Consider the following 25,466-nt stretch of genomic DNA (forward strand, 5'->3'; position numbering starts at 1 on the left):
CAATGACTGTAAACGCAGGGAATAACGGATTCTAGCGATAATGGAATCTATTGAAAGGATATATAATTCTATTGAAAAATGTTGAATTCTATTGAAACGCAATGGAATTGAATTTTCAGATAAAGCAATGAAAACAAAGCACTAAACAAATATTTTATTTCTAAAAATCAAATAGTTATCGATTCATCCTTTTAAAAACAAACCTCTTTACTCACACCTCCTGAGAGGCTTATAGTGATTTATAGAGGCTTATAAAGTTCTATTAGCCCCCTTACCACCCGTTATCACCCTTTATATCCCCCTATACTTAAGCAGAAGTATTGAACAGAACAATTAATCTAATAAATAATTTATTTGCCATACTTAATAATATCTCTCGCAATTTTTACTTTCTTATAAAAAGTTGCTTGTTTTATTCCCTCTAGGGATATGTTACGTTCTTGGCATAATGAGAGAATATCATTGTAGATCACGCTTAAATCCGTATAGCTTGCTTTTCCATATTTACTCAATAGCTCTATTAACAATGCAATCAACTTCCAATTGTTATTGTCTTCATCCTCTTTACGGTATTGTCCTCTGCTATTATTTCTGAGCCTTTTCCCAACCTCATATAACTCATTACCACCTAATGTAATTAAGATATTAGCCCAATCTTTATATTTTACTACCTGTTGCACAGCGATATTTATTCTTTCTTTAACCTCTAAAGGTACAACATCTTCCCTTTGAAAGATGTATGCCGCCGTTAATACCAAATTGGCTTCTATTCTTTTTTTAGCACTAACATTTTTATATTCGTCAAATAGCTGTATATTTCTTGTTATAGCAGACCTTAGCTTGTGAACATCCTTTAACTGCTCAGAAGATAAATCCTTCTCGCTAACATCATAATCAAATCCGTACATTACCAATGCAACTTCATGCGGCATAAGGTAAGTTAATCGTTTAAAATAAAAATATTTATCGTCTGTATTCACGTTATCCATCATTCACATCTCCCATAACTATTCAGCATTTTAAAAATTAAAGATATTACTTAAACTATTTCCCGTGAACGCGCGCAAAATCATATGGTGTAATAGCAAAATTCTTGTTGGCATCAATGTAATCAGCCCACCATTGCAGCATTAATCTTCTTTCTTCAAGATATTCCGAAGTGTGCATATATGAACCTTTCACGTTTTTTCGTTCAACGTGGCTTAACTGTCTTTCAATGGCATCATCATTCCATAGTTTCGACTCACTTAGTGCACCACGCGCCATAGTTCTAAATCCATGCCCACATACTTCTGTTTTCGTATCATATCCCATTACACGCAAGGCGCTATTTACTGTATTTTCACTCATTACTTTTTTAGGGTCATGATCGCTGGGAAATATAACCTCCCCTTTGCCGCTCAAGGCATATAAACGTTTAAAAATATCGAATGCCTGTTTGCTAAGCGGAACAATATGTTCAGTTTTCATCTTCATCCCACGCTCAGAGTGTTTTACGCCGGGAATAGGCTTACGAATTCCGGGTATCGTCCACTCGCTTCGTTCAAAGTTAACCTCACTCCAGCGAGCAAAACGCATCTCACTTGAACGAATAAATGTGAGCAGCGTTAATTCAACGGCAAGGCGTGTCATTAGTCGCCCTTTATAGCGTGATAGTCTTTCAAGAAACTCAGGGATTCTTTTTGGGGGTAGCGCTGGGTGATGAGTTGCCTTAACGCTTAAAAGCGCTCCAGCCATATCACTGGCAGGATTTGATTCAAGAAGGTCATTCTGCACACCGAAACGCATAATTGCGGTTACGCGCTGCATCAGTCGCTGCGCAACATCATGTTTACCTGCCGTATCGACAGCTTTGATCGGATTGAGAAGCTGGCTGGTTCTCAACGTTCTGGCGTCGATTTGACCTATCGAGGGGAAAATATACTGCTCAAGCGTCAGCAGAACGCGACGGCTATGATCTTCGCTCCAGGTTAGGTTACTTGCGTGCCATTGCCTTGCGATAGTTTCAAATAAATATGCCCCCTCAATTTCAGCTTGTGCCCCCTTTTGCTCAGCTTTGGGGTCAATGCCCTGAGACAACAATTTCTTTGCTGCATCGCGCTTACCCCGAGCCTCAGCCAAAGTGATCGTCGGGTATACACCAAAAGCGAGCCGATCTTCCTTTTTGTCAGATGGGCGACGATATTTCATGCGCCAGTATTTGGAACCTTTAGGGGAGACTTCAAGATACAAGCCGCCTCCATCAGCCATTTTATAGGCTTTCTCTTTCGGCTTTGCGGTCTCTATCTGGCGAGCGTTGAGTTTCATTTTGGGGGCACAAATCCTGATCGAATTGACATGCCCCCGATTATGCCCCCAAAAGAGGGTAGACCACAAGAGACTAACAAAGACCATGAAATACGTTAACTTGCTTGTTTTTAAGGATTTTTTCTAGAATTGTAGACTTCAAGGAACGTCAAAAGAAGTGTTAATGGTGCCGAAGGCCGGACTCGAACCGGCACGTATTTCTACGGTTGATTTTGAATCAACTGCGTCTACCGATTTCGCCACTTCGGCACTGAAGGGGATGCGGAAACGTTGTGGATTATACCTGTCATACGCTGCCATGCAAGCAACGTTACGTCCTCCAGCCATCAAGTGATGAATTTTTCATCTGTTCAGTGCCTTAGCTTCTTTAAGCGCCCGTTTTCCCATTCTCCTGCTCCACCTTCTTTCAGCACCCGCCCGCCGTATGCTCTACACTTCCTTCTTAACCACGCCAAACCCAAGGAAACTGTGATGAGCAAAATTAAAAGTTACGCCGCCAAAGAAGCGGGGGCCGATCTGTCGCTGTGGGAGTACGATGCCGGCGATCTCAAGCCGGAAGATGTCGAAGTACAGGTGGAATACTGCGGCATCTGCCACTCCGACCTGTCGATGATCGACAACGAATGGGGTATGTCGAGCTATCCGCTGGTAGCCGGTCACGAGGTGATTGGTCGCGTGGCTGCGCTGGGCAACGCGGCGCAGGATAAAGGACTGAAAATCGGCCAGAAGGTAGGCATCGGCTGGACGGCGCGCAGCTGCGGGCACTGTGATGCCTGTATCAGCGGCAATCAGATTAACTGCCTGGAAGGAACGGTACCAACCATCACCAACCGCGGCGGCTTTGCCGATAAGCTACGCGCCGACTGGCAATGGGTGATCCCGCTGCCGGAAAACATCGATATCGAATCCGCCGGGCCGATGCTCTGCGGCGGCATCACCGTCTTCAAACCGCTGCTGATGCATCACGTCACGGCAAACAGCCGCGTCGGCGTCATCGGCATTGGCGGCCTCGGTCATATCGCCATCAAGCTGCTGCGTGCGATGGGGGCGGAAGTCACCGCCTTTAGCTCAAACCCGGCCAAAGAGCCGGAAGTGCTGGCGATGGGGGCCGATCGCGTGGTCAACAGCCGCGATCCTGACGCCTTAAAAGCGCTCGCCGGTCAGTTCGACCTGATCATCAACACCGTCGCCGTCGACCTCGACTGGCAACCGTACTTTGCCGCGCTGGCTTACGGCGGCAACTTCCATACCGTCGGCGTGGTGATGAAGCCGTTCCCGGTCTCCGCCTTTACCCTGATTGGCGGCGACCGCAGCATCTCCGGCTCAGCCACCGGCAACCCGTCTGAGCTGCGCAAGCTGATGAAATTTGCCGGGCGTAGCAAAGTCGCGCCGACCACTGAGCTGTTCCCGATGTCGCAAATCAACGACGCGCTGAAGCACGTTCGCGAGGGCAAGGCCCGCTATCGTGTGGTGCTAAAAGCCGATTTCTGACGCTCCCGTCTATGCTTCAGGCAATGCGCAGGTTGCCTGGAGGCAAATAATTTAGGCGATACGCTAATCCCCATGCCGGGCTGCCCCTCTGCCCGGCATATCTGATTCGTTCATTAAACCGTCATCTCACTGCCATACCTTTGCAGTCATTCCTTTTCACAATCCGGGCTTCTACAAACGCCTGCACGAGACATCTGCCGCCATGAGAAAATACTGGCTCCCCTGGATGATACTGTCGCCTTCCCTGCTATTTTTATTACTGTTTACCTGGTTGCCGCTGGGGCGTTCGGTGTATGACAGCCTGTTCGATACCCGAATGGCCAGCGATGGCGGCCAGTATGTCGGACTGGAAAACTTCGCCCGCCTGTTTGCCGATGACGTCTTCTGGCAGTCGCTGGTTAATAATCTGCTCTATATCCTGCTGACGGTGGTGCCGGGCGTCACTCTCGCCCTGCTGCTGGCGGTCGCTCTGGCCGAAAATCACCGCGTGAATCGCTGGCTGCGCACCGCGTTCTTTTTCCCGATGATTATCCCGATGGTCAGCGCCGCCGCGCTGTGGCTGTTTATCTTTATGCCCGGTCTCGGACTGCTGGACCATTACCTCGCGAAGCTGTTCGGCCCGATGAACAACAACTGGCTGGGACGCAGCAACAGTGCGCTACTGGCGCTGGCGCTCATTGGCGTGTGGAAGTTCGCCGGTTACTACATGCTGTTTTTCCTTGCCGGACTGCAAAGCATCCCGGCGTCAACCCGCGAGGCGGCGCTTATGGAAGGGGCCACCCGCACGCAGGTCTTTTTTAACGTCACTCTGCCGCTGTTGCGCCCGACGCTCAGCTTCGTGATCACCACGGCGCTGATTTATTCCATTACCCAGATTGACCACGTAGCGGTGATGACCCGTGGCGGTCCGGATAACGCCACTACCGTACTGCTTTACTACATTCAGAACCTCGCCTGGGACACCCACGATTTAGGTAAAGCCTCCGCCGCCACTTTCCTGACCCTGGCCGGGCTGTTCGCCTTCTCGCTGATTAACCTCAAACTGCTGGAGAAAGGAGCGCATTATGAGCGCTGAAATCTCACCGCTGGTACTACGTTCGCAGCGCGCATCGCGCCCGCTGTGGCTGCGCCTGCGCCGCTCGCAGCCCTTTACCGTGACGGTATTAATGTGCTGCCTGGCGCTGCTGTGGATAAGCCCGTTTTTGTGGATGCTGGCGACCTCGTTCAGCGCCACAACCTTCGGCGAAGATATGGCATCCCTGCTGCCCAGACTGCCGCTGACGCTGGATAACTTTCGCGATGCCTGGGCCAGCGCCGACTGGCTGAACCTCTATGCCAACACCATTATCTTCGCCTTCGGCACCTTTTGCGTACAGCTGTTGACCATCACCACCGCCGGATACGTCTTCGCCTGCCACGAGTTCCGCGGCAAAAAGACGCTGTTTCTGCTGTTCCTCGTGCAGTTGATGATCATGCCGGTAGTGATGATGGTGCCGAACATGCTGACCCTGAAAACCTTCGGCCTGCTCAATACTCTCACCGGGGTGATGATGCCCTATTTCACCTCGGCGTTCGGCGTGTTCCTGATGCGTCAGGCATTTCTCGCCATCCCCAAAGAGCTGGAAGAGGCGGCGCTGATGGAGGGTTGTCGCTGGTGGCAGGTGCTGTTCCGCGTGCTGCTGCCGATGTCATGGCCTTCGGTGCTGGCCTTCGCCACCGTCAGCATTACCTACCACTGGAACGAGTATCTGTGGCCGCTGATGATGCTTAACGACCCGGATAAACAGGTACTGACCGTGGGGCTGGTCTCCTTCGCCATGGGCGCGGAATCCGGCGGCCAGTGGGGCACCATCGGCGCCGGAACGCTAATGGTCTGCCTGCCGCTGATGCTGGCGTTCATTCTTTTCCAGAAACAGTTCCTGCGAAGCTTCGGTTTCGCCGGGATCAAATAAGGAGTTATTCATGCTGCTCGCGCAAATTTCCGATACCCATTTCCGCAGCCACGGCCGGAAGCTATACGGTTTTATTGATGTCAACGCCGCCAACGCCGATGTGGTCTCCCAGCTTAATGCCCTGCAGGAGCGCCCTGACGCGGTGGTGGTAAGCGGAGATATCGTCAACTGCGGTCGCCCGGAAGAGTATCAGGTCGCCCGACAGATCCTCGGCAACCTCAACTATCCACGCTATCTCATTCCCGGCAACCACGACGATAAAGAACTGTTTCTGGAATATCTGCATCCCCTGTGTCCGCTGCTCGGTAACGATGCGCAAAATATGCATTATGCGGTAGACGATTTTGCCACTCGCCTGCTGTTTATCGACTCCAGCCGGACGGGGACGTCGAAAGGCTGGCTAACGGACGACACCATCAAATGGCTGGAAGCGCAGCTATTTGATGGCGGCGACAAACCAGCAACGGTGTTTATGCATCATCCGCCGCTGCCGCTGGGCAACGCGCAGATGGACCCCATCGCCTGCGAGAACGGCCACCGTCTGCTGGCGCTGGTTGAACGTTTCCCGTCGCTGACGCGCATTTTTTGCGGCCATAACCACAGTCTGACCATGACTCAATATCGCCAGGCCATCATCTCCACCATTCCGGGAACCGTCCACCAGGTCCCCTATTTTCACGAAGATACGCGCCCGTATTACGACCTCTCCCCCGCGTCATGCCTGATGCATCGCCAGGTGGGCGATCGGTGGGTGAGCTATCAACATCCGCTGACTCATTACGCCGGGCCGTGGATGTACGACGAACATATCAGTTGCCCAACGGAAGATCGCTAATCACCATGCTTAGTCTGCAAAACATCAGTAAACAATTTGACGGTAAACCGGCCCTCAGCGCCCTGTCGCTGGATATTCACGACGGTGAATTCGTGGTGCTGGTCGGCCCGTCCGGCTGCGGCAAAAGCACCCTGCTGCGCCTGATCGCCGGGCTGGAGCCGGTCAGCGCGGGGGAAATCTGGCTATATGATGAGAACATCAGCGAAATGTCGCCCAGAGAGCGTAATTTTGCGATGATTTTCCAGAACTATGCTCTGTTTCCACATCTGTCGGTGCGCGACAACATCACCTTCGGCATGAAGGTGAGAAAAGAGGATAAAACCAGCTGGCAGCCGCGGGTGGAGAAAGTGGCGCAGATGCTGCAACTGGAAAACCTGCTGGACCGCAAACCGGCGAAGCTTTCCGGCGGTCAGCGGCAGCGGGTGGCGATGGCGCGGGCAATTGTGCGCAACCCGCGCCTGTTCCTGATGGATGAGCCGCTCTCCAACCTTGATGCCCGCCTGCGCAGCGAAGTACGCGACAGCATTATGGACCTCCACCAGCAGCTCAACATCAGCACCATCTACGTCACCCATGACCAGACGGAAGCGATGTCGATGGCTGACCGTATTGTGGTGATGAACGGCGGTCACGTACAGCAGGTCGGACGCCCGGAGTATCTCTACGCGAATCCGGCCAATTTGTTTGTCGCCGGTTTTATCGGCTCCCCGGCGATGAATCTGCTGTCGCTGCCCTGCGCCGACGGTCAGGTACTCCTTGGCGAACAACGTCACCCGCTACCGCCGGGCTACCGGGAAGAATCCCGCGTCTGGTTAGGTATTCGTCCGGAACATATCAGCGATCGCGTGGAAGAGAGCCATCTGCGCCTGCCCGCCACCGTGCTGCAACGAGAACTGATGGGAGCCGATTATCTGCTCCACGTCAGCACCCCTATCGGCACCTTACGCTTTAGCCGTCGCCATCGCGGAGCGGTGCCGGAGAAAGGCGACACCCTGCTTCTCGGCTTTTCGCCCGACGATATTCATCTTTTTCATGCTGAGAAACAGCATAATTTAACGCCTGTGCATCAGGCGCTTACTCCAGGAGATTAATCATGTTTAAACCTCTCACGGCTCTTGCGGTTGGGCTAAGCCTCGCTCTCAGCGGCGTGGCGCTGGCAAAAGAGAAAATTGACTTCATGTTTCCGGCGCCGGTGGATGGCAAGCTGACCATGGAGATGACCCGCATCATTAAGGCCTTCAACGAGTCGCAGCAGGATGTCGAAGTGCGCGGAATCTTTACCGGCAACTACGATACCACCAAAATCAAAGCCGAATCGGCGCAAAAGGCCGGACAACCGCCCGCGCTGGTAATTATGTCCGCTAACTTCACCACCGATCTGGCGCTAAAAGATGAGATCCTGCCGATGGACGAACTGTTCCGTTATGGCAATCAAAAAGCGGGGGATTTTTTGCAGCAGGCGTTCTGGCCGGCAATGCGTAAAAATGCCCAGGTGATGGGCACCACCTATGCGATCCCGTTCCATAATTCGACGCCAATCCTTTACTACAACAAAACCATGTTCGATCAGGCCGGGATCAAACAGCCGCCCCAGACCTGGGCCGAGCTGCTGGCGGACGCCAAAAAGCTGACCGACGCGAGTAAAGGGCAATGGGGGATCATGCTGCCGTCAACTAACGATGATTACGGCGGCTGGATCTTCTCAGCGCTGGTGCGGGCCAACGGCGGACAATACTTTAACGAGGATTATCCGGGCGAAGTGTATTACAACACGCCGACCACTATCGGTGCCCTGCGCTTCTGGCAGAACCTGATTTATAAAGACAAAGTGATGCCCTCCGGCGTGCTGAACTCGAAACAGATCAGCGCCAGTTTCTTCTCCGGTAAAGTCGGAATGGCGATGCTCAGCACCGGCGCGCTGGGTTTTATGCGCGAGAACAGCAAAGATTTTGAGCTCGGCGTGGCGATGCTGCCGGCCAAAGAACAGCGCGCGGTGCCGATCGGCGGCGCCAGCCTTGTGAGCTTTAAGGGGATCGACGACGCGCAGAAAAAAGCCGCGTATCAGTTCCTGATGTATCTGGTCAGCCCGCAGGTTAACGGGGCCTGGAGCCGCTTTACTGGCTATTTCTCACCGCGTAAAGCCGCCTACGATACGCCCGAAATGAAGGCCTATTTGCAGCAGGATCCGCGCGCGGCGATCGCTCTTGAGCAGTTGAAGTATGCGCATCCGTGGTACGCCACCTGGGAGACCGTCGCCGTGCGTAAAGCGATGGAAAACCAGCTGGCCGCGGTGGTGAACGATGCTAAAGTCACCCCGGAAGCCGCAGCACAGGCGGCACAGAAAGAGGCCGACGCGCTGATGAAACCCTACGTGGATAAGACTGCCCTGGCGGAAGTGAAGTAAGCATTTTCTCCTCAGACGGTACACCGCGATGAGGTGGGGAGCGCGTTCAGTCACGGCGTGAATTGGGAGGTTACTCGCCGCCGTGAATCTCCCCGATCGTACCTCGCTGACTGGTGCTACAGGCCAGTACAAGATGATATCACTCGTCCTTTCTGCCCCAGCCGTTTGATTTTTCAACGTAAAAAAGGTACTTTTTCATCTTCCCTCCCCCCCAGCGTGAGCGGTCATGCATTATGCCTATTATTCAGTCTGTTGAACGTGCACTGACGATCCTCGATCTGTTTAATGAACAGGCTACGGAACTCAAAATCACCGACATCAGCAAACAGATGGGCCTGAGTAAAAGCACCCTCCATTCGCTACTCAAAACTTTACAGTTATACGGCTATATCGACCAGAACCCGGAAAACGACAAATACCGCCTGGGCATGAAGCTAGTAGAGCGCGGCAACTTTGTGGTAAGCAGCATAGACATTCGTCAGAAGGCGAAACGCTGGCTGACGGAACTCTCGCAACGCACCGGACAGACCACCCATCTTGGTATTCTTGACGGACGCGAAGGCGTTTATATCGAGAAAATTGAAGGCAGGCTTGCCGCCATTGCCTACTCACGTATCGGTCGTCGTTTACCGATCCATGCGACGGCTATCGGCAAGATATTGATTGCCTGGCTAAGCGAGACAGAGCTGAATACTCTGCTGGAAGGCTATCAGTACACATCGTTCACTCCAGCAACAATTACCTGCCGCGAAGATCTGTTGGCGACGCTGGCACAAACCCGCGTCCAGGGTTATGCGCTGGATTGCGAAGAGAATGAACAAGACGTACGCTGCGTAGCAGTGCCGGTGTGGAACCATGAATCTCGCGTTATTGCAGCGCTGAGCCTGTCAACGTTAACCTCCCGTGTCGATGACGACGAGCTGGCCCGCTACCGCGGATTGCTGGAAGAGGCCGGGCGCCAGTTGTCGAAAGCGCTGGGCTACCCGGCCTGAGGATTTACTCGATGACCGGTTGGTAACTGAAGTAGTCAAAATCAGCGTAGCAACCATCACCGCTAATATCCTCGCAGTGCAAGCCAACAAAAGCACCGGTAAAGAATCCGCGTCCGCCGATGTAATCATCCGACAACTTCCAGGCTGCATATTCCACCGGCACAGTTTGCCATTGCTCACCGTCAAACGAGTAGCTGTAGCGATAGATAAGATGGTCAACGTCAACCCTCAGCCACACGCTCCGCGTCTCGTCCGGCACTGCAATGGGTTGTTCGTGCAGCGGCCACGACGGTACGTTATGGTCAAGTTGCAATACTTTAATAGTTCTCCCCTTCCCTTCTTCATAGTCAACAAAACAGTAGCTCCAGTTTTTGCTGTTGTAATAACAGGTTAATCCGGCGCTCTGCTGGAAGTTTTCCGGGGCGAACTCCATCCGTGTTTCGGCGCGAAAGGCGAAATGCTGCCAGCGCCGCGCCACCGTGGACTGGATAAAGGTAGAGTTGAGCGAGTCATTACCGTACAGACGTAAAAATCCCGGCCGCACGCTGAGGGAGCCCAGCGTGTCATCAAACGGAATACGCAGAGTTTGCAACTCTGGATTGAGTGTCGGGCCATTGAAGTCATCTCGCCAGTTCACCACCGCAGCCGCACGACTTTCAACCATTTGCGGCCCCGGCACGGTCAATTGGGCGTGTTTTCCTCCTTCCACGGACGGCCAACCGTCATGCCAGGCGATGCGCACAATTCCGGTTTCTCGTCCCAGTGAACAGTAACCACGACCGCCTGAGGCCAGCAGCGGCACGCCGGGTAAACGCTTCGGACGACTAGTAAGATAGGCCATATACCACTCGCCAGTATGCGTCTCCAGCAGCGATCCGTGGCCGCTTTTCTGTAACGGGTTCTCCGGCAGATGCCAACTGGTCATCATTGTCCCGTCCGGGTGCAGTTCGTACGGCCCGTCAATATTTTTCGCCCTGAGCACAACCACCGCGTGTTCGTAACTGGTACCTCCCTCAGCGACCAGCAGATAATACCAGCCATCCTTGCGATAAAGGTGCGCCCCTTCGGTATAACGCAGCGCCGTACCGGTAAACAAAGTTTTGCGCGTTTTAGACAGGGTCCGGGTTTGCGGAAAATACTCCTGTAGCACGATGGTACAGTGCGGATCGCTGTGGTGACGCGGCCCCCATGGTCGGTAAATATAGTATTTTCGACCATCGCTATCATGAAACAGCGATGGGTCGAAGCCGCCGTTGCCCATCGCAACGGGCTCGCTCCACGGCCCTTCAATCGATGGTGCGGTCACCAGATAGTTACGACCATTTTTCCATGGCGAATCGACGATTTTCACATCAGTATACAGTAGCCAGAACAACCCGTCGGCATAGCTCAGGCATGGTGCCCAAATGCCGCCGGAATCAGGGTTGCCTTTCATATCCAGCATCGACACGCGATCCAGCGGTGCGCTCACCAGCGACCAGTTTTTCAAATCCCGCGAGTGATAAATGCGTACCCCCGGAAACCACTCGAAGGTGGAGGTTGCGATGTAATAATCCTCATTCTGGCGACACAGCGATGGGTCCGGGTTAAACCCGGTCAGAATAGGGTTAGTAATGGTGTACATATTGCCTCCTCATTAATTTGACGTCGCAGTGGTCGCGGCAGAAATAGCCTCTTTCGGCTCCTCACGATGCTTACGTAATTGCTGGCTGATGGCTTCAACGCGGGCATTGGTCAATTTATAAAATGAAAGCATGATGAACATGCCAACGTAGAGCACCACAGGCACCACGCAGAACAGGATTTTAATGGTGGTTAAAACCTCCACCGGCTGTACGCTGCTGCTCGCGGAGTAGTTCACATATGCCAGAATCCAGCCCACCACCGCGCCGCCAATAGCCAGGCCAATTTTCAGACTGAACAGGTAAGTAGAGAACACCAGACCATCGAGACGCCGCCCGCTACGACTCTCTTCATAGTCGACCACATCGGAAGCCATCAGCCACTGCAGTGGCGTAGTGGTGTTAAAGATGAACAGGAAAACAATATTGAGAGCGAAAATCAGCGCAATGTACTCAGCAGGAGTAACGAAAATAAGCAGGCTTATCAGCGAATAGACGACGATAATCGCTTTAAAAGCCTTTACCCGGTCAAAGCGGCCCAACAGGCGTGACGAGGCCAGCGAACCGAACATAGTAGCGATGCTGCCATAAAGCAGGAACTGCATCGCCATTTCTGGATGATCCATCACATATTTCACGAAGTATAACGTTGCCCCACCGCGCACAACGTTGGAGCAAGTCGCCATCATTTTGAAGGTACACATAATTCGCCATTGGGTGTTACCGAACAGCAACTTGAGATCTTTCGCCACCGACGACCCTGGCTGTACCTCAAAGGTGTAACGCTCTTTGGTGGTAAAAAAGCAGACGTAAAGCAGTACCACGCCGACCAGTCCCAGCACACACATCGCGCCAAAATAACCGACCTGTTCGTTACCTTTACCGATAATATTCACCAACGGCAGCGCTATGCCGCTGATCGCCAGCGAACCTGCCGCCGCAAGGAAAAAACGCCACGACTGTAACGCATGGCGCTCTTTTGGATCGGCGGTAATTACTCCCGGCATCGCGCAGTAGGGCACGTTGACGAAGGTATAAACCAGCGTCAGCAGAATATAGGTCACGCAGGCATAAATAATTTTCCCCTGCGCAGAAAAATCCGGCGTGTAGAAGGTGAGCATACAGACGACCCCAAATGGAATCGCCCCCCACAGCAGAAACGGACGAAACTGACCGTGGCGAGTACGGGTACGGTCCACCAGCAGTCCCATCAGCGGATCGGTGACGGCATCCAGAACGCGGGAAATTAAAAACAGCGTACCCATAATGCCGGCGGACAGGCCGAATACGTCGGTGTAAAAATAAGCCAGCAGAAACATCGTTGCCTGCCAGACAAACCCGCAGGCAGTATCGCCCAGCCCGTACCCGATTTTATCTTTCATAGTTAATTGCATATTTATCCCCGATCCAGAGAGTGGATATCGTGCAAACGTCAGGGACCTGAAAAAAGCAATAAATAGCCGCTGAAGAATCAGGAATACACCCATGATACGTGTGCTTAATTCACGTTTTCGTGTTATTTCAGTGTACGGAGTTGTTCCTTTTTACGGCAATGGTCATTTTTTACTTATGAATTATGTTATTTAGTTTTTGTGATTTCCATCGACATTAAACACAAATAAAAAATATTTTTATCTTTTATTTTTAGCTAATTACAAACATATAAGAAAATGGAATTTGGCTTATTTAAGACATAAAAAAACGGCCCGCGAAATATTTCACACAAGCGAGAAAAACTTAAATTTATTTAAAGTCCAAGGGCTTTTTTACCGGCGTTAATCACCTCAATAATTTTATCAGTATCATATATGCAGCCTTTCCATGTACCACCGCTAATCGACTGCAAAGCCGCCCACAGGCGAGTATCGTCGGGTAAACAGTCATGAGCATGCAGGTCAGGATGGAGAGGTCTCGCCGCTAATTCCATCCCCCCCTCTTCCACCGTCAATCGCTTTTCCACTGTGCCGATGAAATTAACGCTGCCGGTTAAAGCAAAACGATCGACTACAATCTCAATAATGTCGTCATCGCGCAGTTTACCGATCGGCCCGCCCGCCAGCGCCTCCGGAGCGACATGACCAAAACAGGCACCGGTCGAAACCCCGGAGAAACGGGCATCGGTAATCAAGGATACCGTTTTTCCCCATGAGATGTGCTTCAACGCCGAGGTAAGCTGGTAGGTCTCTTCCATGCCAGTGCCGGACGGCCCACCACCAATCACTACCATAATGTCTCCCTGTTCGATCTCGCCGTTTTTGATCGCTTTGATCGCCAGCGCTTCAGAAACAAATATCCTCGCAGGCCCGGTATGACGATACACACCATCCTCATCCACCACAGTCGGATCGATCGCCGTGGCTTTGATCACCGCTCCTTCCGGAGCAATATTGCCAACAGGGAAGGCAACCGTCGAGGTAAGTCCTTTAGCCCTTGCACGGGTCGGGGGGAGGATCACATCATTCGGATCGACTCCATCCTGATCGCGCAGACACTGGCGAAATTTCACACGTCGTTCGGAAGCTTGCCACCAGTCAAGATTTTCACCCACCGTCTGACCAGTCACTGTCATCGCATCCAGATGCAGTAGGCCCAGACCTCGCAAATGCAGCATCACTTCCGGCACTCCACCGGCGAGAAAAGCGCGTACCGTCGGGTGGTAGTCCGGTCCATTCGGTAGCACGCTGACCAGACGCGGAACTTTTCGATTTATACGTGTCCACTGTTCAACGTCAGGAATCGTGCAGCCTGCAGCATGAGCAATAGCGGGAATGTGCAACAGGAGATTGGTCGAACCGCCAAACGCCGCATGGATTACCATCGCGTTTGCGATCGCTTTATCGCTCAAAATATCGCGAGTGGTGATGCCGAGATTATCCAGTTCGCTTACCGCTCGTGCCGACTGGCGCGAGATTTCCAGCCACACTTCCTGCCCTGATGGCGCCAACGCCGAGTGCGGCAGCGCCAGCCCGAGCGCTTCCGCCACAACCTGCGAGGTACCCGCTGTGCCTAAGAACTGGCAGCCGCCGCCCGGCGAGGCACAGGCACGACAGCCGAGTTCAGCGGCTTCCTGCAACGACAATTCATGGTTGGCGTAGCGTGCGCCAATAGTCTGTACCTTTCCAGCGTCTTCGCCAAAGGTTGGCGGCAGCGTTGCCCCACCGGGTACCAAAATGGTCGGTAGATCGTGCATCGCCGCCAGCGCGATCATCGTCGCCGGTAGGCCTTTGTCACAGGTGGCGACACCAATCACCGCCCGACGCGTCGGCAACGAACGGATCAAACGACGAAACACAATCGCCGCGTCGTTGCGGTACGGCAAGGAGTCGAACATCCCATGGGTACCCTGAGATCGTCCATCGCACGGATCGCTGACAAAAGCGGCGAACGGAATGCCGCCATTGCGCGTTATCTCTTTTGCCGCCGCCTGCATCTGTAGGCCGATTTCCCAGTGCCCGGTATGATAACCTAACGCCACCGGGCGACCATCACCGGCGCGAATTCCCCCTTGGGTACCAATAATCAACACCTCCTTCCCCGTAAGCTTGTTGGTATCCCAGCCCATGCCGGCGTTTTGCGTCATGCCAAACAGATTACCGCTCGGCGATTCCATCAGCATTTGCGGCGTCAGTGGCAGCACGCCCTGTGGTCCGGATGCATGAGTGATGACCGCATAAAAGGCATCATCCTGGGAAATGAATATCTTCTCTATCGCCATCTTATTATTCCGGTTTAGCAGAGTCTAAGCTGTTGCAACAGCGCTTTAAGCTGCATCTTTTGCACTTCATCCAGCGGAGAGGCCGGGGGGAGTACGTGTGTCGAAATCGGGCGACCGCACATGACGATCGCCTCTTTAATCACGTTAACGAACGGTGTATCCAGTTGATAAATTCGCGGGATTTGCAACAGCGTCTGATGATAGTGTGCCGCTTGCGCCAGATCGCCATCGCGGAAAGCCTGCAGCAGCTTCACTGATATCTGCGGCGCAAAATTGACGCTGGCAGAGATCGCCCCATCACCGCCAAGCAGCAGAGTGTTAAATAGGTGGTCATCGTAACCACAAAGTACCGAGAAGTGTGGGTGCGCCGATTTGACCGTTTTGATCATGCTGCGCAGGTGAGCCACCGAATCGATAGTGTCTTTGATGCCAACAATATTACGTCGCGAATCCACCAGCGTTTTTACCAACTCAGGAGGCAGATCCTGGCCTGTTAACGCCGGAAAGTTATACAGCACCACCGGCAGAGTCACGCAATCAGCCACCTGCTGAAAATAACGAATCAGATTGTGTTCAGAAACTTTCCAGTAATAGGGGTTGATGACCACAATGCCGTCGGCTCCCGCTTCCTGTGCGTGCTGACTAAGTTCGATGACTTCCCGGGCGTTAGTGCCACCGGTGCCAACCAACACCGGCACCCGCCGATCCACATAACCAATGACAAAGGTGGCAATGGTTTTACGCTCATCGACATTAAGCTGAGAGAACTCCCCACCGCTGCCGAGGATGAACAGGCCGTCAACGCCAGCGAAAATCATGTCATCAATCAACGCGGCGGTACCCACTTCATCGAACTGACCATCGGCGGTAAAAATAGTCGAAACAGGCGGAATAATCCCTGAGAACTGCATGGTTTGCTGCATGAGATCCCCTTGCTGAATCATCTTGTTCTATATTATAGAACCTCGTTCTTTTATTTAACGATCATACTATGCCGCCAGCAAAGAAAAGGTAAATGCTAAGGAAGCCGGAAGTGCGTATTTTTTAATCTCGATCACAAAATAACCGTTCTGTTCTAAAAGTTGTGGTGAGCTCGGTGCGAGACATATACCGCCGTTCAGACTGGCTGCGAGAAGAAAAACTGTACTATATTGATGACTGGAGAGAGAGCGAGTGCCCAGGAGTTTTATTCCACTGAGAGGAAAGTAGAAAAAGCAGGCCACAGCACGCTGTGGCCTGAAATGAAACAACGATTAGATTCCTGCCGTTTCACGGATGTATTTACGTGCTTTTACCGCATATTCGAATGGGTTGGCCAGCGCCGGATCCTGCTCGGCCTCGACCACCATCCAGCCTTTATAACCATGATCGTCCAATAATTTGAACACCGGGCGGAAATCAATCACCCCATCGCCCGGAACCGTAAAGGTCCCTTTCTTCACCCCATCAAGGAAAGAGAGCCCTTCACGACGCACCTGTTCAATCACCGGCGGACGCACGTCTTTCAGGTGCACATGGTTAATCCGCGACAAATACTTTTTCAGAATCGCCAGCATCGGCTCCTCACCGCCTTCGGAATACCAGGCATGGCCGGTGTCGAACAGCAGGAAGACTTTGTCATCTACCAGCGACATAAACTTGTCGATCTCTTCGGTGGTCTGGATACCGGTTCCCATATGATGATGGAGACAAACCTGCATACCCTTTTCCGCCGCCAGACGGCCGATGGTGTTGTAACCTTCCGCAACCCGCTGCCACTCTTCTTCGCTAAAACACGGTTTCACATTGCCAAGAATCGGTTTTTCCAGCCCCTGGATACTGCCGCTCTGCTCAGAACAACCGATTACTTTCGCGCCCATGGCATGAAGAAAATTCATATGATTCACAAATTCATCAATGGTTTTTTCCCGCTGCCCGTTGGCAAAAAAGGTACTAAACCAGGCGTTGCAAATCTGAATGCCGCGGATATCCAGCATCGGCTTGAGAACCGCCGGATCGCGTGGATATTTGCTGCCAACTTCGCTACCGGTAAAACCCGCCAGCGCCATTTCGCTGACGGTTTGCTGGAAAGTATTCTCGCTGCCAAGATCCGGCATATCGTCATTCGTCCAGCCAATCGGGGCGATAGCCAGTTTTACATTATCTTTGTTCATAGTAGGGCTCCTGCCGCTGCGCCTTGCCAGCGCAGCAATTGATGCTCGATAAGTTCACATGTTTCCGTTACCTGATTTCTATTTTCCAAATCCCTATGTAAATAGATCTACCCACCAGAAAAATGTGCTTAACGTTTATAGAACTCGGGACATTCAGGCAACGCTATCGTAACCGGTTCGCTGATCCCCTGCGCTTTGATACAGGCGTCGGCAGCAACAGATGCCGCATAGCCATCCCATGCTGATGGGCCATTCAGTTGTCCAGCCTTAACATCGTTAATGAAAGCTTGCAGTTCAACGTCATATGCTTTGATAAAGCGGTCTTTCCAGTCGACCAGAATAGCGGTCGACAGGTTAGCGGATTTACGCATTTGTACCGCTGACGGCTCAGGCAGACGGGCAATGCCGGTTTCACCAATAACCTCGCACTGGATGTCGTAGCCGTACTGGCAATTCACGAACACTTCAACATCGATCAGTGTGCCTTTCCTGGTTTCAAACGACACGATCTGCGGATCCTTCAGCCCCGCATGGGCGTAAGACGTGGAACGCGGGAAGCGTACCTGTACCGAACGATAGTCGTCGTTCAACAACCAGCGCAAAACGTCCAGCTCGTGGATCAGGGTATTGGTGATCGCCATATCGGTGGTATAGTTCTCGCCTACAGACTGATTGCGGTGCGCGCAGCGCAGCATCAGCGGCGCACCGATATCGCCGTCATCAATCACTTTTTTTAACGCCTGATAGCCTTCGTCATAGGGGCGCATGAAACCAACCTGCACCAGGCGGCGCCCCGCTTTCATTTCTGCATCGACAATACGGCGACAGCCTTCCGCGCTCATCGCCAATGGCTTCTCACAGAAGACTGGCTTACCGGCAGCAATAGCAGCCAGCGTATACTCTTCGTGGGTCGGGTCCCATGAGGTGACCAGGATGGCGTCAACATCGCTGGCCTTAATCACATCATGACCATCAGCATAAATTTCCGCAGTGACGCCCGGCAATGCAACCGCAGCGCGAGCGTTCTCTTGATTGATATCTGAAACTGCCACGACCGTGGCGCCCTGTAATACCTGAGTGCAACGGCGGATATGTTCTTTACCAATGGCACCTGCGCCGATAACGCCTAATTTAAGTGACATAGTGAGTGTTCTCCCGATAATTTTAGGGTTCAGAGTTTATGTTCAGTTTTAGTAATCCCGCGCCTGAGCGCGTTTTTCATTAATTATTTTGGCGACCTCGCGGATCCGTGCCGACAGCGCTGTCTGCGCGACACCTACGTTCCACCAACTTCCATAGCCATGCACCATCGTTTTCGGCAGCACTTTTATATCGATCAGCGTACTGATCGTCTCACGACGCGCGGCATCCAGCGCATGGCGCAGTTCATCCAGCGTCGTCACGCGCCAGGTTTTACAACCATAGCCGGCAGCAACAGTAGCAAAATCCACCGGCATCAGGCCCCCCTGAAGCTGGCCCGTCTCCGCGCAACGGAAGCGGAACTCAGTACCAAAACTGTCCATACCATGCCCTATCTGCAGGTTGTTGATGCAACCATTGGCCATATTGTCGAACAGTATGATGTTGATCTTCGCGCGCTCCTGCAGGGAGGTCACCAGTTCGGAATGCAGCATCATGAACGAACCGTCACCCACCAGGGAGTAAACCTCGCTCTGGGGCTGAGCCAGTTTAACGCCCAGCGCGGCGCTGACTTCATAACCCATGCAGGAGTAGCCGTATTCCACGTGATAGGTGTTGGTTGCCCGGTTGCGCCAGACGCGCTGCAGGTCTCCCGGCAAACTTCCCGCCGCCGCGACAATCACCGCGTCGGCCGGTAAGGTTTCGTTCAGCACGCCGAGGACGCTGCTTTGTGTCAGGGTGGAATCGGTTATCTGGCGGAATTCGCGATACACCGACTCACGATCCAGATGATCATCAATTTCCGGTACGAAAGACTTTTCCTGCCACACCGCCTGATAAACGCGCTGCGTCTCTTTCAATTGACGGCTCTGCACGCTTTCAATCTGCTCGCCCCACCCGGCCTGCCAGGTTTCGCCGGACAGGGCGTCATCCAGGGCAGTAAGGGCTTCACGCGCATCGGCCAGCATTGGAATACCGTCCAGTTTCCAGGCATCGAAATTGCTGACGTTAATATTGAGAAAACGCACTTCCGGATGCTGGAAAATCCATTTCGACGACGTAGTGAAGTCGCTGAACCGCGTGCCGAGGCCGATAACTAAATCCGCTTCTTTCGCCAGCAGGTTGGCTGCCAGACACCCGGTTTCGCCAACGCCGCCCACATTAAACGGATGCGAAGAGACAACGGTGCCTTTACCGGCCTGGGTTTCGGCAAACGGGATACCGTAGCGTTCGGCGAAACGGATCAACGCTTCGCCTGCGCCGGAATATTTCACCCCGCCACCGCAAACAATCAGCGGTTTACGGCTGGCTTTAATTGCGGCAACCGCGTCCGCTAGCTGCACGGCGCTAACCGGGCGACGGTCGAGACGGTGTACACGACGGGTAAAGAAAGACGCGGGATAATCCCAGGCTTCACCCTGAACATCCTGCGGCAGGCACAGAGTCACCGCGCCCGTTTCCGCCGGGTCGGTCAGCACGCGCATGGCGTTGATGCAGGCGCTCATCAATTGTTCCGGGCGGGTAATGCGATCCCAGTATTTGCTCACCGCACGAAACGCGTCGTTGGTGCTGATACTCAGATCATGGCTCTGTTCAATTTGCTGTAAAACCGGATCGGGCTGGCGAGTGGCAAACACATCGCCGGGCAGCAATAACAGAGGAATACGGTTGGCGGTCGCGGTGCCGGCGGCGGTAATCATGTTCGCCGCACCGGGGCCGATGGAGGAGGTGCAGGCAATAATCTGACGGCGTAAAGACTGTCTGGCAAAACCCGTCGCAGCATGCGCCATCCCTTGCTCGTTACGCCCCTGATAGACCCGCATTTCACCGCTATCTTGCTCCAGGGCCTGTCCCAGCCCCAGAACGTTGCCGTGGCCAAAGATAGCAAAGATACCTTGCACGAATTTATGCTCTTCACCATCGACGTCCAGGTACTGATTATCCAGGAACTTAACCAGCGCCTGCGCCGTTGTCAGTCTCAGTCTGCCCATGTTGCCTAATCCTTATATTTCAGTATTTGTTGTGTGGGTTAGCGCGTTTGCCCTGTACAGCCTGTACAGTGATACGATTAATGACTCAGGGAAATCGTTAACGTCACAGGAATACTGTTGGATTATAGGCAAACATTTTTTTCATTAAATATAAATACAGAAGAAATATTTCATTTTGCGAGAGGGATCAAACTATACATAAAATCATTCAGTCGGTATTCAGGCGGCAACAAACAGCATCCCCATGAGCATGCGCAAGCCAGGTGGCTGGAATGAAAAGCAAATCTGTCAGAAACAGATCTGAGCATCATGAAAAAACCGGCCCTCGATAAGGTACGCACATTTTTTCCGAATGATGGCTAACGCCTTACCCTATCTTTAAAAACATGTAATATCAAAAAGTTATATAGATACCCCCAGTCCATTACGGCACGCTACCCACGATTCATGCCCTCGCGGCGCAGTTTGTCAGCAGTCTGAAATCCATCAGAAACAGGCGGGGGCGCGGTGATGTTATGGTTGGCCAGGATGAGAGGCAAGAGTGCGCCGGATCATTTTACCCCAACAGATTAGCGGCCGACAAAAGGCGGCAGTTTTATGGATAAAATGCTTACCCGTGCATTTCACACGTTTCATTAACAGCCCGCATTTGGCTGGACGCGCGGTTTATGAGGCCATATCGTTTATATTTCCTTAAAAATCATAGATAAAGAAAATAACACACGCCGTCCGGGACGCCTTTTCGCCGCCTCGCAAGATCCATCCCGGAATGAGGCTCAGCGCGGCATAGTGGTAGATCCCTCACATTTTTGGTTTTTTAATTTCGAACTAGTTTGCAAATGAAATATTTATTTCTCAAACTAAGGGGAACCAATAACCCTCAGGCTGTTTTCGGAGACGCTGTCGGCATCCCGACTCTTCCGTACAGCAGAAATGCAAAAGGAAACCCTAGCTATGAATGCAGCAGTAAAGCGACTCGATGTCATCTGTATTGGCCGGGTGGCAGTCGATCTCTACGCCCAGCAAATTGGCTCAAGGCTGGAAGATGTTGCCAGTTTTTCTAAATACCTTGGAGGCTCTTCCGGCAACGTCGCCTTCGGTACCGCCATTCAGGGATTAAAATCGGCCATGCTCGCGCGCGTAGGCGACGAACATAATGGCCGTTTTTTACGTGAAACGCTTAGCCGCGCCGGCGTCGATACGGAATACTTGATCACGGATAAGCAGCGCCTGACGGCATTAGTGATGCTGGGAATCAAAGATCAGGAGACGTTCCCGCTCATTTTTTACCGCGATAACTGCGCCGATATGGCACTTTCGCCAGAAGATATTAAGGAAGAGTATATTGCCTCTTCCCGGGCGCTGGCGGTAACCGGTACTCACCTTTCGCACGCCAATACCCGTGAAGCGGTGTTGAAAGCGCTGGAGTATGCCCGTCGTCACGGCCTACGTACCGCGCTGGACATCGATTATCGCCCGGTACTCTGGGGCTTAACTTCGCTGGGCGATGGTGAAACGCGTTTCATTGAATCCGGCCCGGTAACCAGCCAGCTCCAGGAAGTGCTGCATCTGTTCGATTTAGTGGTCGGCACTGAAGAGGAGTTCCATATTGCCGGCGGCAGCACTGATACGCTAACCGCGCTGAAAAACGTGCGTAATGCCACTAAAGCGACGCTGGTTTGTAAACGCGGTCCGATGGGTTGTGTGGTGCTGGAAGGTGCCATTCCGGACAGCTGGGATAGCGTACCGCTGCACCAGGGCGTGCGCGTAGAGGTGCTTAACGTTCTGGGCGCTGGCGACGCCTTTATGTCAGGCCTCCTGCGGGGCTGGCTTAACGATGAAGGCTGGGAGCAGGCTTGCCGTTACGCTAACGCCTGCGGCGCGCTGGTGGTCTCGCGCCACGGTTGCGCACCGGCAATGCCAACCAAAGTCGAGCTTGACGACTACCTGTCGCGCGCAGAATCGGTCCCGCGTCCGGATGTCGACGCGCGCCTCAACCATCTCCATCGTGTCACCAGCCGCCGTCAGGCATGGCCTGAGCTGTGTATCTTCGCCTTTGACCACCGTAAACAACTGGCGGATCTGGCACTGGAAACCGGGCGCGATGAATCCTGCATTCCACCTCTGAAGCTGTTGCTGCTGGCCGCCGCGGAAGCCGCCGCGAAAGAAGCCGGACTTGATGGACGCAGCGGTATCCTCGCCGATGGCACCTACGGTCAGAGTTCACTCAATGCCATCACCGGTAAAGGCTGGTGGATTGGTCGTCCGATCGAAATGCCGAGCTCACGTCCGCTACGTCTGGAGCATGGCAACATCGGTTCCCAACTGATCGACTGGCCGCTGGAGCATGTGGTGAAATGTCTGGTCTTCTACCATCCGGCCGATCCCGCAGAACTGCGCGCCGAGCAGGACGCGCTGCTGCTGGAGGTCTGGCAGGCGTGCAACAAGTCGGGTCATGAACTACTGCTGGAAATTATCCTGCCGGAGAACGGCCCGGATAACGATGAACGCCATTACCACGATATGCTGGAACACTTCTATCAGTTGGGTATTCAGCCGGACTGGTGGAAGCTGCCGCCGCTGTCGAGCGCTGAATGGGAGAGGATCAGCAAGCTGATTGAACGTGAAGATAGCTGGTGTCGTGGGATACTGATCCTCGGCCTGGATGCGCCATCGGATCGCCTGCGCGCCGGTTTTGCCGAAGCCGCGAAGCATCCAATGATCAAAGGCTTTGCCGTTGGTCGCACCATCTTTGGCCAGCCTTCACGCCGCTGGATGCAAGGAGAACTGACCGACGAGGCACTGATTGAAGAAGTGAAACACAACTACCTCACGCTCATCGGCTACTGGCGCGAAGCCCGCGGCTGATTCTGAACCGGCCCGCATCCTCTCCTGAAGATGCGGGCTTTTTTTCTGGATCTTCACGAAATAAGCCGAGAATTTCAGCGAAGTGAATGAAAAATTCGCTTCATTTGATACACTGGAAATTATATTCCTTTTCTTTTTTCAGAGCGCAATCTATGGCCAATAATCCGACTCAACTTACCATCTTGCAGGATGAAATCAGGCGTCGCTACGACACATTAAGTAAACGCCTGAAGCAGGTAGCCCGTTATATTCTGGATAACAGTAATAGCGTCGCTTTCGACACCGTGGCCTCTATCGCGCAGCAGGCAGATGTCCCGCCTTCAACACTGATTCGTTTCGCTAATGCCTTTGGTTTTAGCGGCTTTAATGAAATGAAGCAGATGTTTAAACAGCATCTGATGGAGGAGACCGCTAACTATACTGAACGTGCGCGTCTGTTCCGCCAGACCACCACAGATGACTCCAGCCCGCCGGAAACGCCGACCGAAATCCTGAATATGTTTACGATGGTCAACACACAGGCGTTACAGCAGCTGGCAATGCAGACTTCCGGCGATGAGCTACAGCGCGCGGTGGCGCTGCTGGCAGAGGCGGAAAACATTTACGTGATTGGCCTGCGTCGCTCCTTTAGCGTCGCCTCCTATCTGACCTACGCCCTGCGCCATCTGGACCGCAAAGCGTTCCTGATTGACGGCCTCGGCGGGATGTTCACCGAACAGCTCAGCCTTGTGAGCCAGAAGGACGTTGTCATCGCGGTAAGCTTCTCCCCCTATGCGCGTGAAGTCGTCGAACTGGTGGAACTGGGGGCACAACGCAAAGCCCGACAGATAGCGATTACCGACAGTCAGGTCAGCCCGCTGGCGGCCTTCAGCGATGTCTGTTTTGTGGTACGCGAGGCGCAGGTTGATGGTTTCCGTTCTCAGGTGGCCTCCCTGTGTCTGGCTCAGACGCTGGCGGTCTCTCTGGCGCTGAATAGCAGCCAGGAGGCAGAAGCGAAGCAGCAGGCTTAATTTTTTGGTTTTCCCTGGGCTGCGCGTTGTGTCTGCCCGTCCAGCCGCCATCCGGCACAGAATACGGGCACTATTGCAAAATTTAAGGCCGGTTAGCATCGCTAATCGGCCTTTTCGTCATCAGTAATATCAGTAATATCAGTAATATCAGTAATTCATCATCAACAACTATTCGCCGTGACGGGGATATTCAGGGCTGTTGATCCACGCGTGATCGTCTTCCCAGGTAAACAGCCATTTACGATCCGGGCCCGCCATAACGTTCAGATAATAACTGTCATAACCCGCAATCGCTGCCACCGGATGATAACCGCGCGGCACCATGACCACATCGTGGTTATAAGGGGCCATGCAGGCATCCAGACTGCGGTCATCAGTGTAAACACGCTGAAACGCAAAACCCTGCGGCGGATCGAAACGATGATAATAGGTTTCTTCCAGTTGGGTTTCCTGACCCGGCAGCGCCGTATCATGCTTATGCGATGGCCATGAGCTGGTCGCGCCCTCATCGGTGTACACTTCCACCACCAGCAGGCAATCCGCCTGCACGTTATCCGGCAGAATATTATGCACCAGACGCTGATTGCGGCCTTTACCGCGATGCTCCACGCCCACATCCTGCGGGGAGATGACTCGCGCAGGAAGCGTACCTTTGCCCGGCGCGCTGCATACGGCCAGCTCAAGGTCAGAATCCGCCGTCACTTCGACTTTATCCTGCGGCGGCACGTAGACTGACCATGGCGGCGTGCGCTCAAACGGCGACATCCGCTGACCAAGATTCGGAAAGTCAGCTTTCGTGGTTTTTACCGAAGCCAGCCCGGCAACCAGCACCAGGCACAGTTCGCGATCGCCGCTATCCAGCGTAATGGTTTGCCCTTTCTTTAACATCCAGACATCAAAACCGATATATTTCCACCCCGCGCTTTGCGGGGTGATGTGCTGGATTTGCCCTTCTTGTTTCGCTTTAGCCAGTAAAGACATGGCGT

At 53.0% G+C, this 25,466-nt stretch carries 19 protein-coding genes and 1 tRNA gene; 9 read left to right on the top strand and 11 right to left on the bottom strand.

What is annotated here, in order from left to right; translation table 11 throughout:
* Positions 1 to 350: 350 nt before the first annotated feature.
* The 3 genes from FE839_RS15015 to FE839_RS15025 all read right to left on the bottom strand — a co-directional run bounded on the left by FE839_RS15015 (position 351) and on the right by FE839_RS15025 (position 2,556).
* Positions 351 to 992 (bottom strand): hypothetical protein, encoded by a 642-nt coding sequence (locus tag FE839_RS15015; protein ID WP_241675635.1) that lies wholly within the window; start codon positions 990 to 992, stop codon positions 351 to 353.
* Positions 993 to 1,044: 52 nt separating this feature from the next.
* Positions 1,045 to 2,307: a tyrosine-type recombinase/integrase gene (locus FE839_RS15020; protein WP_138361607.1), complete on the bottom strand. Its 1,263-nt coding sequence runs from the start codon at positions 2,305 to 2,307 to the stop codon at positions 1,045 to 1,047.
* A 164-nt stretch (positions 2,308 to 2,471) separates the two neighbouring features.
* A tRNA-Leu gene (locus FE839_RS15025) sits at positions 2,472 to 2,556 on the bottom strand.
* 222 nt (positions 2,557 to 2,778) lie between these two features.
* Here FE839_RS15025 and ahr point away from each other — a divergent pair.
* The 7 genes from ahr to FE839_RS15060 all read left to right on the top strand — a co-directional run bounded on the left by ahr (position 2,779) and on the right by FE839_RS15060 (position 9,981).
* Positions 2,779 to 3,798 carry an NADPH-dependent aldehyde reductase Ahr gene (gene ahr, locus FE839_RS15030; RefSeq protein WP_138361608.1) on the top strand — a complete coding sequence of 340 codons (1,020 nt, stop codon included), beginning with the start codon at positions 2,779 to 2,781 and terminating at the stop codon, positions 3,796 to 3,798.
* 202 nt (positions 3,799 to 4,000) lie between these two features.
* Entirely contained in the window at positions 4,001 to 4,873 is an 873-nt protein-coding gene (locus FE839_RS15035) for a carbohydrate ABC transporter permease (protein ID WP_138361609.1), read from the top strand.
* Positions 4,863 to 5,750, top strand: a complete 888-nt coding sequence (locus tag FE839_RS15040; protein WP_138361610.1) for a carbohydrate ABC transporter permease — start codon at positions 4,863 to 4,865, stop codon at positions 5,748 to 5,750. Before FE839_RS15035 ends, FE839_RS15040 begins: the two co-directional genes overlap by 11 nt.
* A gap of 10 nt (positions 5,751 to 5,760) precedes the next feature.
* A complete protein-coding gene (locus tag FE839_RS15045) occupies positions 5,761 to 6,585 on the top strand; it encodes a phosphodiesterase (RefSeq protein ID WP_138361611.1) in 825 nt (274 codons plus the stop codon).
* Between the two features lie 5 nt (positions 6,586 to 6,590).
* Positions 6,591 to 7,676 (top strand): ABC transporter ATP-binding protein, encoded by a 1,086-nt coding sequence (locus tag FE839_RS15050; protein WP_138361612.1) that lies wholly within the window; start codon positions 6,591 to 6,593, stop codon positions 7,674 to 7,676.
* Between the two features lie 2 nt (positions 7,677 to 7,678).
* Positions 7,679 to 8,989, top strand: a complete 1,311-nt coding sequence (locus FE839_RS15055) for an ABC transporter substrate-binding protein (protein WP_138361613.1) — start codon at positions 7,679 to 7,681, stop codon at positions 8,987 to 8,989.
* A gap of 233 nt (positions 8,990 to 9,222) precedes the next feature.
* A complete protein-coding gene (locus FE839_RS15060) occupies positions 9,223 to 9,981 on the top strand; it encodes an IclR family transcriptional regulator (RefSeq protein ID WP_138361614.1) in 759 nt (252 codons plus the stop codon).
* A gap of 4 nt (positions 9,982 to 9,985) precedes the next feature.
* On the opposite strand, the gene FE839_RS15065 is transcribed toward FE839_RS15060, so the two are convergent.
* From FE839_RS15065 to iolD, 7 genes are all read right to left on the bottom strand, one after another.
* Entirely contained in the window at positions 9,986 to 11,605 is a 1,620-nt protein-coding gene (locus FE839_RS15065) for a glycoside hydrolase family 43 protein (RefSeq protein ID WP_138361615.1), read from the bottom strand.
* Positions 11,606 to 11,617: 12 nt separating this feature from the next.
* Positions 11,618 to 12,997: a glycoside-pentoside-hexuronide (GPH):cation symporter gene (locus FE839_RS15070; RefSeq protein WP_138361616.1), complete on the bottom strand. Its 1,380-nt coding sequence runs from the start codon at positions 12,995 to 12,997 to the stop codon at positions 11,618 to 11,620.
* 353 nt (positions 12,998 to 13,350) lie between these two features.
* Positions 13,351 to 15,318 carry a YjhG/YagF family D-xylonate dehydratase gene (locus tag FE839_RS15075; RefSeq protein ID WP_138361617.1) on the bottom strand — a complete coding sequence of 656 codons (1,968 nt, stop codon included), beginning with the start codon at positions 15,316 to 15,318 and terminating at the stop codon, positions 13,351 to 13,353.
* A gap of 14 nt (positions 15,319 to 15,332) precedes the next feature.
* A complete protein-coding gene (locus tag FE839_RS15080; RefSeq protein ID WP_138361618.1) occupies positions 15,333 to 16,241 on the bottom strand; it encodes a dihydrodipicolinate synthase family protein in 909 nt (302 codons plus the stop codon).
* Positions 16,242 to 16,571: 330 nt separating this feature from the next.
* A complete protein-coding gene (iolE, locus tag FE839_RS15085) occupies positions 16,572 to 17,471 on the bottom strand; it encodes a myo-inosose-2 dehydratase (protein ID WP_138361619.1) in 900 nt (299 codons plus the stop codon).
* A 128-nt stretch (positions 17,472 to 17,599) separates the two neighbouring features.
* Complete coding sequence (gene iolG, locus FE839_RS15090) at positions 17,600 to 18,613, bottom strand: bifunctional inositol 2-dehydrogenase/D-chiro-inositol 1-dehydrogenase (RefSeq protein ID WP_138361620.1); 1,014 nt, start codon at positions 18,611 to 18,613, stop codon at positions 17,600 to 17,602.
* Positions 18,614 to 18,661: 48 nt separating this feature from the next.
* A complete protein-coding gene (gene iolD, locus FE839_RS15095; RefSeq protein ID WP_138361621.1) occupies positions 18,662 to 20,602 on the bottom strand; it encodes a 3D-(3,5/4)-trihydroxycyclohexane-1,2-dione acylhydrolase (decyclizing) in 1,941 nt (646 codons plus the stop codon).
* A gap of 954 nt (positions 20,603 to 21,556) precedes the next feature.
* Between iolD and FE839_RS15100 the strand changes: the two genes are divergently transcribed.
* On the top strand, positions 21,557 to 23,470 hold the full coding sequence (locus tag FE839_RS15100) for a bifunctional 5-dehydro-2-deoxygluconokinase/5-dehydro-2-deoxyphosphogluconate aldolase (RefSeq protein ID WP_138361622.1): 1,914 nt from the start codon (positions 21,557 to 21,559) through the stop codon (positions 23,468 to 23,470).
* A gap of 152 nt (positions 23,471 to 23,622) precedes the next feature.
* Positions 23,623 to 24,480: a MurR/RpiR family transcriptional regulator gene (locus FE839_RS15105; RefSeq protein WP_138361623.1), complete on the top strand. Its 858-nt coding sequence runs from the start codon at positions 23,623 to 23,625 to the stop codon at positions 24,478 to 24,480.
* Between the two features lie 168 nt (positions 24,481 to 24,648).
* On the opposite strand, the gene iolB is transcribed toward FE839_RS15105, so the two are convergent.
* A complete protein-coding gene (iolB, locus tag FE839_RS15110; protein WP_138361624.1) occupies positions 24,649 to 25,461 on the bottom strand; it encodes a 5-deoxy-glucuronate isomerase in 813 nt (270 codons plus the stop codon).
* Positions 25,462 to 25,466: the final 5 nt, after the last annotated feature.

The organism is Klebsiella indica (assembly GCF_005860775.1).
Taxonomy (GTDB): domain Bacteria; phylum Pseudomonadota; class Gammaproteobacteria; order Enterobacterales; family Enterobacteriaceae; genus Klebsiella; species Klebsiella indica.